The sequence below is a fragment of the Acetobacter sp. ESL1128 genome, from assembly GCF_058505085.1.
Window position 1 is genome coordinate 1,416,607 of sequence record NZ_CP196369.1, and the last position, 14,187, is coordinate 1,430,793.

The 14,187-nt window shown below is 52.5% G+C and carries 12 protein-coding genes; 3 read left to right on the plus strand and 9 right to left on the minus strand.

Going from position 1 to position 14,187, the window contains the following annotated elements; translation table 11 throughout:
* Positions 1-9: 9 nt before the first annotated feature.
* Positions 10-1,056 (minus strand): aldo/keto reductase, encoded by a 1,047-nt coding sequence (locus ACSYTG_RS06550; protein ID WP_489784161.1) that lies wholly within the window; start codon positions 1,054-1,056, stop codon positions 10-12.
* A gap of 209 nt (positions 1,057-1,265) precedes the next feature.
* Between ACSYTG_RS06550 and ACSYTG_RS06555 the strand changes: the two genes are divergently transcribed.
* On the plus strand, positions 1,266-2,732 hold the full coding sequence (locus tag ACSYTG_RS06555; RefSeq protein ID WP_489784162.1) for a mannitol dehydrogenase family protein: 1,467 nt from the start codon (positions 1,266-1,268) through the stop codon (positions 2,730-2,732).
* 390 nt (positions 2,733-3,122) lie between these two features.
* Positions 3,123-4,568 carry a class II fumarate hydratase gene (fumC, locus tag ACSYTG_RS06560; protein WP_489784163.1) on the plus strand — a complete coding sequence of 482 codons (1,446 nt, stop codon included), beginning with the start codon at positions 3,123-3,125 and terminating at the stop codon, positions 4,566-4,568.
* Between the two features lie 191 nt (positions 4,569-4,759).
* Here the strand turns inward: fumC and ACSYTG_RS06565 are convergent, their stop codons facing one another.
* Positions 4,760-6,076 carry an MFS transporter gene (locus ACSYTG_RS06565; protein WP_489784169.1) on the minus strand — a complete coding sequence of 439 codons (1,317 nt, stop codon included), beginning with the start codon at positions 6,074-6,076 and terminating at the stop codon, positions 4,760-4,762.
* A 100-nt stretch (positions 6,077-6,176) separates the two neighbouring features.
* On the opposite strand from ACSYTG_RS06565, the gene ACSYTG_RS06570 reads away from it, so the two are divergent.
* The gene (locus ACSYTG_RS06570; protein ID WP_165925779.1) at positions 6,177-6,344 is read left to right on the plus strand and encodes a hypothetical protein; all 168 of its coding nucleotides are present in this window, start codon (positions 6,177-6,179) and stop codon (positions 6,342-6,344) included.
* 234 nt (positions 6,345-6,578) lie between these two features.
* Here the strand turns inward: ACSYTG_RS06570 and ACSYTG_RS06575 are convergent, their stop codons facing one another.
* From ACSYTG_RS06575 to ACSYTG_RS06605, 7 genes are all read right to left on the minus strand, one after another.
* Complete coding sequence (locus tag ACSYTG_RS06575; protein ID WP_489784164.1) at positions 6,579-8,009, minus strand: tetratricopeptide repeat protein; 1,431 nt, start codon at positions 8,007-8,009, stop codon at positions 6,579-6,581.
* A 128-nt stretch (positions 8,010-8,137) separates the two neighbouring features.
* Positions 8,138-9,139, minus strand: coding sequence for a tryptophan--tRNA ligase (gene trpS, locus ACSYTG_RS06580; protein ID WP_086646757.1), 1,002 nt, complete (start codon positions 9,137-9,139; stop codon positions 8,138-8,140).
* A gap of 336 nt (positions 9,140-9,475) precedes the next feature.
* Positions 9,476-9,976, minus strand: a complete 501-nt coding sequence (locus tag ACSYTG_RS06585) for an FKBP-type peptidyl-prolyl cis-trans isomerase (RefSeq protein ID WP_489784165.1) — start codon at positions 9,974-9,976, stop codon at positions 9,476-9,478.
* 42 nt (positions 9,977-10,018) lie between these two features.
* A complete protein-coding gene (locus tag ACSYTG_RS06590) occupies positions 10,019-11,260 on the minus strand; it encodes an argininosuccinate synthase (RefSeq protein WP_086646755.1) in 1,242 nt (413 codons plus the stop codon).
* Positions 11,261-11,378: 118 nt separating this feature from the next.
* The gene (gene rlmN, locus ACSYTG_RS06595) at positions 11,379-12,593 is read right to left on the minus strand and encodes a dual-specificity RNA methyltransferase RlmN (RefSeq protein WP_086646754.1); all 1,215 of its coding nucleotides are present in this window, start codon (positions 12,591-12,593) and stop codon (positions 11,379-11,381) included.
* 120 nt (positions 12,594-12,713) lie between these two features.
* Positions 12,714-13,301, minus strand: coding sequence for a hypothetical protein (locus tag ACSYTG_RS06600; protein WP_489784166.1), 588 nt, complete (start codon positions 13,299-13,301; stop codon positions 12,714-12,716).
* 144 nt (positions 13,302-13,445) lie between these two features.
* Positions 13,446-14,186: a TlyA family RNA methyltransferase gene (locus tag ACSYTG_RS06605; protein ID WP_489784167.1), complete on the minus strand. Its 741-nt coding sequence runs from the start codon at positions 14,184-14,186 to the stop codon at positions 13,446-13,448.
* Position 14,187 lies beyond the last annotated feature (1 nt).

A 14,187-nucleotide genomic window follows, 5' to 3' on the forward strand; every position in this document is an offset into this window, starting at 1 on the left:
ACAGAGCAATCAGGGAGCCGGGTTGGAGTGAACCTGATGGATTGCGTTTATTTTTGCTTCCAATTCAGGAGCGATCACCAGATCCAGAGAACCAAGAATGGTTTCAAGCTGCTCTATGCTGGTTGCGCCAATAATATTGGACGTAACAAACGGCCGGCTTGTTACAAAAGCAATAGCCAGTTGCACCGGGTTCAGCCCTTCCTGCTGGGCGAGGTCCATGTAAGCACGGATTGCCTCGTCCACACCGGGTTTTTCGTAACGCTGAGCGCGATTAAAAAGGGTCGTACGCGCACCAGGCGGCCGGGCGCCATCCAGATATTTACCCGTCAGGTAACCTTGGGCGAGCGGGGAATAGGCCAGAAGCCCCACACGCTCACGCAGAGCCATTTCTGCCAGCCCGATTTCGAACGTACGATTGATCAGGTTGTAAGCATTCTGAATGGATGCAACACGCGGCAGACCGGTTTTGGAAGCCGCCAGAAAACTGGCAACACCCCATGCTGTCTCGTTGGAAAGGCCGACATGGCGGATTTTCCCTTCAGCCACAAGGTCACCCAGCACACCCAGTGTTTCCTCCACCGGCACGGAATCATCTGGCGGGAGGTCCTTGAACGTGGTCCCGCCTTCTCCAAACAGGCCAATGGTACGGTCGGGCCAATGGAGCTGGTACAGGTCAATATAATCCGTACCCAGGCGGCGTAGGGAACCTTCCAGAGCATAGCGGATCTGACGGGGGGTCAGGCGCGCCTGCTCACCACCCGGCCGATACCACGGGGATGATGAACGCCCCACAACCTTGCTGGCAATAACCAGTTTGTCGCGTCCGCCCCGGGCCTTAAGCCAGTTGCCGATAATGGTTTCCGTTGCGCCGTATGTCTCGGCCCGCGGTGGAATGGCGTAAAGTTCGGCTGTGTCGATAAAATTGATACCCCGCTCCAGTGCCAGATCAAGCTGGGCGTGCCCTTCAGCCTGCGTGTTCTGCTGGCCAAAGGTCATTGTACCAAGGCAGAGTTCACTCACCATAATGCCAGTACGGCCAAGTTCGCGTTTGTTCATGTTATGCCTATTGGATAGAGGGTAAAATGATTTTGGCATCATGGAAGATAACATGCGCCAGAACAAGGGGAGGGGAGCATAATGAAAATAAATATTAAAAATTACGCAATGAGTAATGAGAATATTATAATAGCTTAATATCCGTGTTGAAATTTGGGATCAGACCAATTACAGTTGCTGTTCTGATTGTAAATATTTTGGAGGAACGCATGCTCACTCTTGAATGTCTTGGCAATGTGAAGTCTCCTGCGCATTTACCAGACTATAACCCGCTGGATATTAAGGCAGGTATTGTTCATTTTGGTGTTGGTAATTTTTTCAGGGCGCATGAAGCATTTTATATTGATAAAATCCTCAAGACAGAATCAGACTGGGGCATTATCGGCATTGGCCTGACAAAAGGCGACCATTCCAGCAAAAAAGCCGCATTGTTCCATGCGCAGGATTGCCTGTATTCCCTGACCGAATGCGCTCCAACGGGGGATCGTACCGTGCGGATCATTGCCGCATTGCGGGATTACCTGCTTGCCCCTCAAAACCCACAAAAAGTGCTGGAGCATTTAAGCAATCCCGATATTCGCATCGTGTCCATGACCATAACTGAAGGTGGTTATAATATTAACGAAACCACCGGCATGTTCGACCTGAGCAATCCGGACGTGCAAAACGACCTGCAAAACCCCGAAAACCCACAAACTGTTTTTGGGTATGTTGTGGAAGGTCTGCGCCGCCGGCGCGCTACGGGAACAAAAGCGTTTACCATCATGTCCTGCGATAATCTGCGGCATAATGGTGATGTTGCCCGAAAGGCTTTTCTCGGTTTTGCTCAGGCGCGTGACCCGGAACTGGCCGACTGGATTGCGCGGAATGCCACGTTCCCCAATGCCATGGTGGACCGCATTACCCCAACCGTTACAGCAGATATTGCCAAAGCCCTAAATACTGCCAGCGGGTTGGAAGATGATCTGCCTGTGGTGGCGGAGGACTTCCACCAATGGGTGCTGGAAGATAACTTTGCCAATGGACGGCCAGACCTGGCCAAAGCTGGCGTGCAGTTTGTAACCGATGTTACGGATTATGAGCACGTTAAAATCCGCATGCTCAATGCTTCTCATATCATGCTCAGTTTCCCAGCAATTCTGTTGGGTTATGCGCACGTGGATCAGGCGGTAAAAGACCCCGCACTCAAGCAGAATGTGGAAAACTTTTTAACCCGGGATGTTATTCCAACTCTCAAAGCGCCGCCCGGTGTGAGCTTGCAGCATTATATGCAAAGTGTCCTAAGCCGTTTTTCCAACCCCGCCATGGCCGATCAAACCTTGCGTATTGCCAGTGATGGCTGTGCAAAAATTCAGGTTTTCTGGACACAGACAGTCCGCGATCTGCTCCTTGGCCACAAAGACTGCTCCCGCATTGCTTTTGGCATGGCCGCGTATCTGGAAATGCTGCGAGGCATCAATGCGCAGGGGCAGACTTATACAACGTCTGAACCAGCCTACACGGCAGAACAGGAAGCCCTTGTGCATTCTGATGATTATGCCGCAGGCTTAAAGCTGCCTGCATTCGATGCATGGAGGGATTTGGAGAGTTCTGCCTTGGATCAGAAGGTCATTGAGCTGCGTAAAATTATACGCATCCAGGGTGTTCTGGCGGCTCTGGCAACATTGCCCACCTAACGCCCGCATAAGCAAAGCCTGTGTGTGCGGTTTAACGCATACACAGCAGACTACTGGCGGACAGAGAGAACCTTTTTTACGGAGTGTTCCCTCTGTTCGCGTCAGCCCCCAAAATGCATAGATAACCTTTTTCCAAGGGTTCCCACATTCGCGTTATACCGTGGAACCGCCTGATTTGCAGGCCGTTGGGGGGGGCATGTATCAAACGCCCCTTCATACCGATCGAAGCCAGAGTAATGCACTCTCTCCACCACATATAGGGGGTGGACTTCCGGTGTGTCCCCGCGGTGCCGCGTGGCATATGGCTGGCATCACGCTTCAAAAAACAATGAAAACATATCACCCAAAAGGGGTTGTTTGTCTGGAACGTTACAGTGGGAGCGGCAGAAGATGACAGAATCATACACGCTACGGGACGTAAACATTGGCATAGACGCGACCGGCACGCGGCAGGAAACTGATTCCATGGGCACAATTGATGTGCCTGCCAACCATTACTGGGGTGCGCAGACGCAGCGTAGTCTGGTGCATTTTTCCATTGGGCGGGACCGGATGCCCATAGAGCTTTGCCGTGCTTATGGCATTGTCAAAAAAGCTGCAGCACAGGTCAATCTGGCAGATAACCGGCTCCCCAACTGGAAGGCCGCCGCAATTATTCAGGCGGCGGACGAGGTAAGCTCTGGCCTGCTGGATGCCGAGTTCCCGCTTTTTGTCTGGCAGACAGGCTCGGGCACTCAGACAAATATGAATGTGAATGAAGTTATTGCCAACAGGGCCATTCAGCTCCTAGGTGGGCAGGTTGGCTCCAAAACGCCCGTGCATCCCAATGATGATGTGAATATGGGGCAGTCGAGCAATGATTCATTCCCTACAGTCATGCATGTTGTCACATTGCTTGAAATAGAAAATACCCTTGTCCCGCAGGTAGAGGCGCTTATTGCCAGTATCCGGGCCAAAGCTAATATGTGGAACGCCGTAGTCAAAATGGGTAGAACCCACTTGCAGGATGCCGTACCCCTAACGGTGGGGCAGGAATGGTCTGGCTGGGCACAGCAGCTTGAAACCACGCTGAATACGCTCCGTGCAGCCCGAGCGGATCTGGCTGAACTGGCAGCCGGTGGCACAGCGGTTGGTACGGGCCTGAACGCCCCCAAAGGCTTTGGTAAGGCAATTGCCGAACATATTGCGGTTTTGACCGGCAAGCCCTTTGTAACAGCCCCCAATAAATTTTCCGCTCTGGGCGGGCTGGACGCCATGGTGCGCGCATCGGCCGGGCTGCGTGGCCTTGCCGTAGCGTTAATGAAAATTGCCAATGATATGCGATGGCTCGGTTCCGGTCCGCGGTGTGGGCTGGCAGAGCTTAACCTGCCGGAAAATGAACCGGGGTCTTCCATCATGCCCGGCAAGGTTAATCCCACACAATGTGAAGCCCTGATCATGATTGCAACGCAGGTGTTGGGGAATGACGCAACGGTTGCGTTTGCGGGTGCTCAAGGCAATTTTGAATTAAATGTCATGCGCCCGGTCATTGCCGCAAATGTGTTGCATGCGATCCGTATTCTGGCTGATGGCTGCAAAAACTTCAGAGTCTTTTCCGTTGAAGGAACAACCCTGAACGAACGCAACATCAAACATTACGTGGAAGTCTCGGTGATGCTGGTTACAGCACTCAGCCCCGTTATCGGGTACGACAAAGCATCTGCCATTGCTCACCGGGCCATGGCGCGCAATGAGACACTTAAAGAAGCAGCCCTAGCTTCAGGCGTAAGTGAAACAGTTTTTGATCAGACTGTGGACCCGAGCAAAATGGTCGGGAATGGCCTTGCTGGGGCTTAAAATCTGCTCGTAACAGTACGGTCAAACGGCTTGGCTACCTAAATCACCAAAGCTTGATGCATATCATTGCGGTGTGATCGTGCAGGGGAGCAACTTCGACCTTGTTGAAAGACAAAACTTCTTGGCGGAAGTGGGAAAGGGAGGTGTAGAGCCTCCCTTTCTTTTTGTGTTCGATGCTTTTTAACCTGTAATCAGGCTGTTTGCTGGGCACCGTGGAAATCGGCCGATCTGGATTGTTTTTTCTTTTTTTCCAGCATTTCAGTATGCCGGTGTGCTTCGGGCGAAATACGCAGGCACAGGGTCAGCACCCCTGCCAAGAGATAAAGACCAGAAAAGCTCCAGATCACGCCTTCCAGCCCCATCCCGAACCAGGATTCACAAACGCTGACAACCGCAGGGCCCACCCAGGTGCTAGCACCAGCGCCCAACCCCAGAATGGAGAGGGCTGCAGCTTTTTCCTTTGGGCAGATCAGGGGCATCAGGCCGGACATGGGCACAAATGCAGCAACGGTGCCCCCATAAACAAAGCCCGCAATTGCCGCCAGTGTGAAGTTACCGGGGTACCACAATGGGACGTAATAAAAGAGGGGAATGGTCACGCAGCAACCAACGCACCCGCCAATGGCAATAACAAACCGGTGGCCAAGCTTGTCAGCCAACATCCCGGCGGCAAGGTTGAACAAAATGTTGCCAAGGAAGATCAGCGAAAGCAGGTCCAGCCACTGCGACTGGGAGAAGTGAAGCTGATCCACAAAAAAGGCGGGCATAATAGCCAGAAAAGCATATTCGGATGATGTGTTAATAGTCCGGATAATACCAGAAACCAGCGTTTTGGGCTCACGCCACATGATGCTGACAGATCCGAAGAAAACCTGCTTTTTATCGGCATTGGCAGCAACCAGCGGTTTGGAGCCAATGGGCTCATTAACCAGCAGTAGGGCTATCAGACCACCAATAATCACCAGCCCCAAAGAGCACCAGAAAGTCGCCAGTTCCCCTATGTAAGGAATGGTGTAGCGCGCAAACTGCGACCCAAGAGTTGGCAGGCCCGCAGAAAAGGAAAACCAGAACCAGCCCGCAGCAGAACCCAGCATCCGCGCAGGGGTGGCCGCCGCAATCCAGACCAGAAACCCATACGCAAACAGCGGATAGGCAAACCCCCGCAGCGTATAGAACAGCAGGGTCATGGACAGGTTATCCGGCCCCAGCCCCAAAGACAGAAAACCCACTTCCAGCAATGCCCAGAGCAGCAGGCCTGCCCACATGGTACGCCGTGGCCCAAACAGATCGGATAATGGCCCCGCCAACCATGCAGAGAGCATGACGGTGATACCATACGTTGTGAACATAAGGTTCACATCACCCTGACTGTGCCCGTGGTGGAGCATGTACGTGTCAAGGTATCCGGCTTCCACGCCATCGCCGACCATAAACAGAAGCAGACCGACAAAACCAAAAAAGAGTGGTTTAGGTATGCCCAAAAAGGCGGCAAGACCACGCGATTGCATGGATGACTGAGGGCTTGTCTCTGGCAAGACGCTCTCTCCTTATATAATTTTTGCAGCCTGCTATGGTTGAGCTACACCCTAAGGAGCAAGGGAAGCAGGCATGCGTGATGCTGGCCCGGAATATAATTCAACGGGCTATGAAGATACGGGCACGAAAACGAGATCGCGCATCACGGGGACAAAAGCACAGTTGCGTGCTGTTGCAGTAATTTATAACGGCAGCACACTATCGTTTCAAGATATTTTTTATAAATACATATGCAAATAAAGAATATTATTTTCAATAATCATTCGATATGACAATTATAATGAATTATACTATAAGTAAATGCCTATGTTTTTATTTATTAACGTGCGAATGAATTTTTGAAAGTCGAATTGATTTTTTTTGACATCGCCAAAAAACATAGGAGCAAAAGATAACGCAGCCGTGTCTCCCTCCATCAAAATAAGAGAGGCTACGGTGTATTTTTTACAATTCAAATAAATAAATAAAAAACAACTACTTTAAATTGTGAGTTTTTTCTTCCAATTTCATTAAATCGGAAACCATTTTATTAATGGGGGTAGTCCAGTCAAATGGTTGTGGCTGCTGGTAGATACGCAGATTACTGTACCATGGCGAATCTGTTCGGCCGGAAAGCCAACGCCAGCACTGGTCAAAACGTGAGAGCATCCATACTGGTTTGCCCAATCCTGCTGCCAGATGCACAACGGATGTATCAACAGAGATCACCATATCCAGATTAGCAATCAGCGCTGCTGTATCATCAAAATTATGCAGAAAATTGGCATGGTTAACCAATTTCATGCCCGCAGGCGGGGCTTTGGCCTGAATGCTTTTTTCCCCAACCTGCAAACTGTAAAATAGAATATTGGGCACCTGTGCCAAGGGAGCCATACTTTGCAGGTTTATGGACCTACGCTGGTCCACAAACTCCACGTAACGAACCTCCCGGTGGGGCGAGCCTGCCCATACCAGACCAATTTTTAGTGTGGGTGACGCGGACATAAAGAACAGGTCTTTATCCAGACGAGCCTTCCAGTCAGCAACCCTGGCCGGGTCAGGAGTAAGGTAACCACTAGCCAGCGGAATTGTATCCAGCGTTGTGCCCAGCAGATATGGCAAACTCCCAACCGAACATTCCAGATCGTGGGGAGGGGCTACATCATCGACGGTAATAAACAGCTGCTCGGGGAATGAGCGCTGCAGAAGGGTCAATAACTCCTTGCGGACTTTGACAATAATGCTACCGCCCCGTTGGGCTGCATACGGAACAAAACGTACAAAATGCAGCATATCTCCAAACCCACCTTCCGTGTGGATAAGCAGAGTCTTGCCAACAAAAGACTCTCCATTCCACACCGGGCCTTGCAGGTTATGCTTGCCGATAATGTTGCTGTTCCACCGCCATTCATACGCCTTAAAACCTTCCTGATAATCTCCGTGCGCCAGTAGGGAGAGCGCGTGATTAGTCCGGTTTTGTCCGTTTTCTGGCTCTATCTGAATAGCCGCGTTATGAAAGTTCAAGGCAAGTTCATGCCGCCCCTGGCAATCCAGCGCCACCCCCAGATTACTGAGTGCGAGTGAATGCTGAGGTTGCAGTGTCAGACACTGTTTATAAGCTTCAATGGCAGCGCTATAATCTTGCAATTCAAACAGGACATTCCCAAAGTTTGACCACGCATCAGGCATATCCGATTTAATACGCACGGCACGGGCAAGTAGGGGCTTAGCTGTTTGAAATTCCCCCAACGCACACAACAGCCCACCATAATTGCTCAGGGCGTAAGCATTATTCGGGTCCTGTTCTAGCGCCACTTTATACGCGGCAACTGCTTCGTGCATACGATTGGCACGTTGAAGCGCCACAGCATCCATAACTTGAGCATCTGACAAAGCGGATGGTTCAGAAAAAGAATGCTCTGGCATGATCATCCAACCCAGTTTTAATTAAAACCGATACAAACCCTAATGCCCCAGATCACCACGTGATCACAGACATGCACAAGGCACCTTTCTGCAATATGGCTGAACAGGCCTATTGCAGAGGAGAATAGTCAGAGCGGCTTTACAAACCCGACCAGTTTTTCGGCTTCGGCAACAATTGGCTCAGCAATAGCCTGTGCACGCTGTGCACCGTTATGCAGCATTTGCACCAGATGCGTTTCGTCTTGCAAAAGCTGGCTGGTTTTTAGCGCAATCGGGGCAATCTCGTTGACAACCACCTCTGTTAAAGCTGCTTTGAACGGACCAAACCCTTGCCCCTGATGCAAATCCAGAACCTGCTGCACGGTCTTGCCAGACAAAGCCGCGTAAATGGAAACTAGGTTTCTGGCTTCCGGACGGTCTGCCAGACCAGAAGGGTCTTCTGGCAGTACGCCAGTATCCGTTTTGGCACGCCTGATTTTTAACGCAATGGTGTCTGCATCATCGGTCAGCTCAATCCGGCTCTGGGCTGAAGGGTCCGACTTGGACATCTTTTTTGTCCCATCGCGCAGGCTCATGACACGCGCCGCCTCTGGCGGGATAAGCGCTTCTACCTGTGGGAAAAATTCGACGCCATAATCATGGTTAAACTTCTGGGCAATATCATTGGTCAGTTCCAGATGCTGCTTCTGGTCCTCACCCACGGGTACCCGGGTTGCCTTGTAAGCCAGAATGTCGGCAGCCATCAGATTAGGGTAAACATAAAGACCGGCAGAATGGTTTTCCCTGTCTTTCCCTGCTTTATCCTTGAACTGCGTCATACGGTTCAGCCAGCCAAGCCGGGCGACACAGTTAAAAATCCACGCCAGACGCGCATGCGCCGAAACAGCGGACTGATTGAACAGAATATGACGCTGGGCATCAATGCCGGATGCCAGCAGAATGGCTGCCTGCGTAAGCGTATGTTCGCGCAGTTTGGCGGGCTCCTGCCAAACCGTAATGGCATGCATATCCACAAGGCAGAATACACATTCATGATCAGCCTGCAGGTTAACCCAGTTCCGAATTGCTCCCAGATAGTTGCCAAGCTGAGGAACACCCGAGGGCTGAATGCCAGAAAAAATACGTTGCATACGGAGTTATCGCTACTGTCTGTAAGGGAAAAGAAAAACCATTCGGCACGCTGCATTTTTCACAAAATACAGGAACAAGACGACAAAAGTAGATTAGTCCACAAAATGGTTTATGCGTTTTTGCTTTGTGTAAAGTGATATAGCCGCTTAATCAAAACCCATAGTATTGCACCAGTTTTGCAACCAATACCCGATGGGCAATCATAGCCGGGAGGGGAGGGGGCTTTCCTGCTGTAAAAACCCGCTCCACCTTGCCCCTCAAAAGCGGTCCCTCTCAGCAGAATACACCACAAGAGGAAGGAAACGCCCTAGGCACGGCACAATGTACACCAAATATTATGGCGTGTTGTGCGTATGCTCGACCCCAAGCAACTGAATGCGGAAGACCAGAGGGCTATCCGAGGGAATAACCCCCATGGACCGGTGCCCATAGCCCAACTCCGGCGGCACATACAGCATCCAGGTATCCCCCACATGCATCAACGGCAGAGCTTCCATCCAGCCTTGCACCAGACCGTCCAGCGGCATCTGCATATAGGCACCATTGCCATGCTGGTCAGAGCCGTCAAAGATGGAGCCATCAGGCAGACGGCCTTCGTAAATCAGCATCATCACATCCCCTTTACGGGGCTGTTCACCATCCTTGGGGCCGGATTCCAGCACTTTATAAGCCAGGCCATCTTTTAGCACCGTAACGCCCGGTTGCGAGCGCAGCTTTGCCATCTGCTGCGCTGGCGTCAGTTCTTCTTCTTCCGCCTTATGGCCACCGCAGGCGGTGAGCGAAAAGGCCAGGCTGGCCGCAAGTATGCTTGGAACAAGAGAAAATCGACGGGACATGGTACTGATGTGCTCCCTTACAAAATTCAGAAAAAGTGGCGCTTAGAGCGCGCCACCTTTACGGCCGATCTGTGCTCCCAGTCTCAGGCGCAACGCGTTCAGCTTGATAAAGCCCTGAGCGTCTTCCTGATTATAGGCGCCTTCATCGTCCTCAAATGTCACAACGCGGGTATCATACAGGCTGTTGGGGCTTTCACGACCCACACAAATCACATTGCCCTTATACAGCTTCAGCCGCACCCGCCCGGTTACGGAATGCTGGGAGGCATCAATCAGAGCCTGCAGCATACGACGTTCGGGGGAGAACCATAGGCCATTATACAAGATGGAAGCATAGCGCGGCATCAGGCTATCTTTAAGATGCATGGCTTCACGGTCCAGAGTGATGGACTCAATGCTCCGATGTGCCGTGAGCAGAATTGTGCCGCCGGGCGTTTCGTACACACCGCGGGACTTCATGCCCACAAAGCGGTTTTCCACCAGATCAAGCCGACCGATACCATTGGCTTTGCCCAGCTCATTCAAACGGGCTAGCAACGTTGCGGGGGAGAGAGCCTCGCCATTAATGGCTACCGGGTCACCGCTCACAAAGTCGATGGTAATTTCTGTCGCACGGTCAGGTGCTGCTTCTGGTGCAATGGTCCGCTGGAAAACAATTTCCTCGGGTGCAACAGCCGGATCTTCCAGCATTTTACCTTCGGAGGAAGAATGCAGCAGATTGGCATCAACCGAGAACGGGGCTTCGCCGCGCTTGTCCTTGGCGATGGGGATCTGGTTTTCTTCAGCAAAGGATAGGAGACGGGTACGGGAGGTCAGATCCCATTCACGCCAAGGGGCAATAACCGTAATGTCGGGTTTAAGGGCGTAATAAGCCAGCTCAAACCGGACCTGATCATTACCCTTGCCCGTAGCCCCGTGGGCAACGGCATCTGCGCCAACAGCTTCAGCAATTTCAATCTGGCGCTGCGCAATAAGGGGGCGGGCAATGGATGTGCCCAGCAGGTACTGGCCTTCGTACAGGGTGTTGGCGCGGAACATCGGGAAGACAAAATCCTTCACGAATGTCTCGCGTAGGTCTTCCACAAAAATTTCCTTAACCCCGAACATCTCGGCTTTTTTGCGGGCGGGTTCCAGTTCCTCGCCCTGCCCAAGATCGGCCGTAAAGGTCACGACTTCGCAGCCATAGGTCTTTTGCAGCCATCTCAGGATAACGGACGTATCAAGCCCGCCCGAGTAAGCCAGAACAACCTTTTTAACGTCTTTTTTGGCGGAAGTCGCGCCCATGCACCAATCTCCTGATCACTCTGAATAACAGGTTTGCCTTTCTCCTATCACCGAGAAAGCCCCGGAGCCAGAGCGCTTTCCTGATGAAGCCGCGTTCTGGCCGGAAAAAAGTATGTTTTTATGCAGATGGCGTGTTTCTTGCTCTCTCGCTGGCCGTTTTCAACTGCCCGCAAGCAGCCAGAATATCGCGACCACGCGGCGTGCGAATGGGGGAGGCAAAGCCTGCATCCATCACAATTTGTGCAAACCTGTTCTGCTGTTCGCGCGTGGAGGGGCGGTAGTCACTCCCTGGCCAGGGGTTAAATGGGATCAGGTTCACCTTGGCAGGGATATCAGAAATCAACCGGACCAGTTCACGCGCATCGGCTTCGCTATCGTTTACGCCGCGCAGCATGATGTATTCAAAGGTGATGCGGCGCGCATTGCTCGCAGCCGGGTAACGGCGGCACGCGGCCAGAACCTCTTCAATCGGGTATTTGCGGTTGAGAGGAACAATTTCATCACGCAGATCGTTCCGCACGGCATGCAGGGAGACCGCAAGGTTGATCCCCAGCTCATCCCCGCAGCGGTCCATAAGCGGCACCACACCGGATGTGGAAAGTGTAATACGCCTGCGGGAAAGGCCAATCCCTTCGCCGTCCATGATAATGCGCATGGCTTTGGCAATGTTTTCGTAGTTATACAGAGGCTCGCCCATACCCATCAGCACTATGGTTGAGAGCAGGCGAGGGGTGTCCCCCTTGGGGCTTGGCCATTCACCATAGGAATCCCGCGCAGCCATGAACTGGCCCACAATTTCGGCCGCACCAAGGTTGCGCACCAGCTTTTGGGTGCCGGTATGGCAGAAGGTGCATGACAATGTGCACCCAACCTGAGACGAGATACACACAGCACCACGGTCTTCACGCCGGTCAGGAATATAAACGGTTTCCGCCTCCTGCCCATCACGGAAGCGGAAGAGAAACTTCCGGGTCTCATCCTGCGAAGTCTGCACGGTTGTCGGCTCAGGACGTGCGATAATGAATTTTTCAGCCAGTTTTTGCTGGAGCGGCTTGGCAATGCTGCTCATGAGCGAAAAATCAGTAACACCCTGATGATAAATCCAGTGCCACAACTGCTTGGTCCGGAATGGTTTTTCACCAATTTCGACCAGAATTTCGGTCAGTTCCTCGCGTGACAGGCCAACAATGTCCCGCCGCCCATCTGCCGTAACCGCAGAAGGAGGGCTGAACAGGGCAGCCTTAGCCAGAATGCGCGTACGCTCCTCGGCATTCAGTGCGGTAACAGCAGCGGCATCGGCAGGAATTGAGGCAGAGGGAACGGGAGACGACATGAGGGTATGCACTGTTTCATAAAATGAGGAGAGAAAGGTTCATAACAAAAAAAGAGGCTGACAGATACCAGCCTCTTTCACCAACCGTCATCTGCTCAGAATATGGTGCTTTTCCGCTCCTTACTGGGCGGCAGGCTGGTTCTGGCCTTTAAGGGCATTCTGGAGCCACGTGGCCATTGTAATTTTGGACGTATCCACATTATCCAAGATCATGCCAATGGTTTGTGCAGAATACGCGTCAGGCTTTGTATCAGCCGAAATGGGGAAGGACGGGCGGGTAATCTCAATGGTCAACGCAGGCGGGGCGGGCTTGTCGTCACCAACGTTCATGGCGGCAGGCGCTGGTGATTCTTCCTGTATATCAGCGACAACCGACAGCTTGGTTGCTTCCGGATTTTGCCCAAAATAGAGGTAAGCGTACGTAGCCGCGGCAGAAAGCACATCCTTGACCGTCTGGCGATACAGATCAGCCGTGCCAGCATTACCCTCCACATGCAGGGTTGCCGGGTCCGCTTTGATCGTCAGCACACCAGCCTGCATATCATCCTGCAGCAGCAACCCATCCCGTTCATAGCCGCGCAGCAGAACACTCCCGGTTTCCGTCGCCGGGTGTGATGCCGCAGATGGATGATAAGCCGGAGCGGCCCAGACATATGAGCTGGAAGCCAAAAGGAAGGCGGCGCCAAACAGTGTCGCTATCTTGCGCATGATTCTGTGTTGCTTCCCTTACAATGGTGAACTGATTTTTGCTTTCTCTCAGAGAATTGTGGCAAAAAAATTGACCATCTGCCATGCAAAAATCGGGAAGCAACCTGAAAATTTAATTTAAGGTTTACACACAGCCGCTGCGGTTTATGCCTTTCGCTGTGCTGCTATCAGGAATTCCTTATTACCTTCCGGCCCGGTAATGGGACTAAGCTCAATGCCCAGCACCTCCCACCCCGGCAAGGAGGACCACCATTCCTGAATGGTGGCGCACACGCTTTCATGCACCAGAGGATCGCGCACAACACCTTTCGCGCCAATCTGCTCACGCCCGGCTTCAAACTGGGGTTTAATCAACGCTACGGCCCAAGCATTATCCGCCGCCAGACCAAGGGCTGCGAGCAGGACAGTGCGCAAGCCAATAAAGCTGGCATCACACACAATGACTTCCGGCGCGACCGGAATAAGCGTGGTATCCAAGTAACGGGCATTGCACTTTTCCAGCACGCTCACCCGCGGATCGGACCGCAGCTTCCATGCCAGTTGTCCATGCCCGACATCCACAGCATAAACATGCTCAGCACCATGGGTCAGCAGCACATCCGTAAAGCCACCGGTAGAAGCACCAACGTCCAGGCACTGGCGCCCGGCCGGGGAAAGACCGAAATGCTCCAGAGCATGCGCCAGCTTGCATCCCCCGCGGGAAACCCATGGATGCTCCTGCCCCTTGAGTTCCAGAGGGGCATCTTCCGCCAACTGGTCTCCTGCTTTGGCGACGCGCTTGGAGCCGCTAAAAACCAGCCCTGCCATAATCAGGGCCTGAGCTTTTGTGCGGCTCTCGACCAACCCACGATCGACCAGAATCTGATCAGCGCGACGCCGAGCCATG

Coding starts and splice junctions, on each gene's coding strand:
- ACSYTG_RS06550 (WP_489784161.1), bottom strand. CDS start 1,056: ATGAACAAACGCGAACTTGGCCGTACTGGCATTATGGTGAGTGAACTC.
- ACSYTG_RS06555 (WP_489784162.1), top strand. CDS start 1,266: ATGCTCACTCTTGAATGTCTTGGCAATGTGAAGTCTCCTGCGCATTTA.
- fumC (WP_489784163.1), top strand. CDS start 3,123: ATGACAGAATCATACACGCTACGGGACGTAAACATTGGCATAGACGCG.
- ACSYTG_RS06565 (WP_489784169.1), bottom strand. CDS start 6,076: ATGCAATCGCGTGGTCTTGCCGCCTTTTTGGGCATACCTAAACCACTC.
- ACSYTG_RS06570 (WP_165925779.1), top strand. CDS start 6,177: ATGCGTGATGCTGGCCCGGAATATAATTCAACGGGCTATGAAGATACG.
- ACSYTG_RS06575 (WP_489784164.1), bottom strand. CDS start 8,009: ATGCCAGAGCATTCTTTTTCTGAACCATCCGCTTTGTCAGATGCTCAA.
- trpS (WP_086646757.1), bottom strand. CDS start 9,139: ATGCAACGTATTTTTTCTGGCATTCAGCCCTCGGGTGTTCCTCAGCTT.
- ACSYTG_RS06585 (WP_489784165.1), bottom strand. CDS start 9,976: ATGTCCCGTCGATTTTCTCTTGTTCCAAGCATACTTGCGGCCAGCCTG.
- ACSYTG_RS06590 (WP_086646755.1), bottom strand. CDS start 11,260: ATGGGCGCGACTTCCGCCAAAAAAGACGTTAAAAAGGTTGTTCTGGCT.
- rlmN (WP_086646754.1), bottom strand. CDS start 12,593: ATGTCGTCTCCCGTTCCCTCTGCCTCAATTCCTGCCGATGCCGCTGCT.
- ACSYTG_RS06600 (WP_489784166.1), bottom strand. CDS start 13,301: ATGCGCAAGATAGCGACACTGTTTGGCGCCGCCTTCCTTTTGGCTTCC.
- ACSYTG_RS06605 (WP_489784167.1), bottom strand. CDS start 14,186: ATGGCTCGGCGTCGCGCTGATCAGATTCTGGTCGATCGTGGGTTGGTC.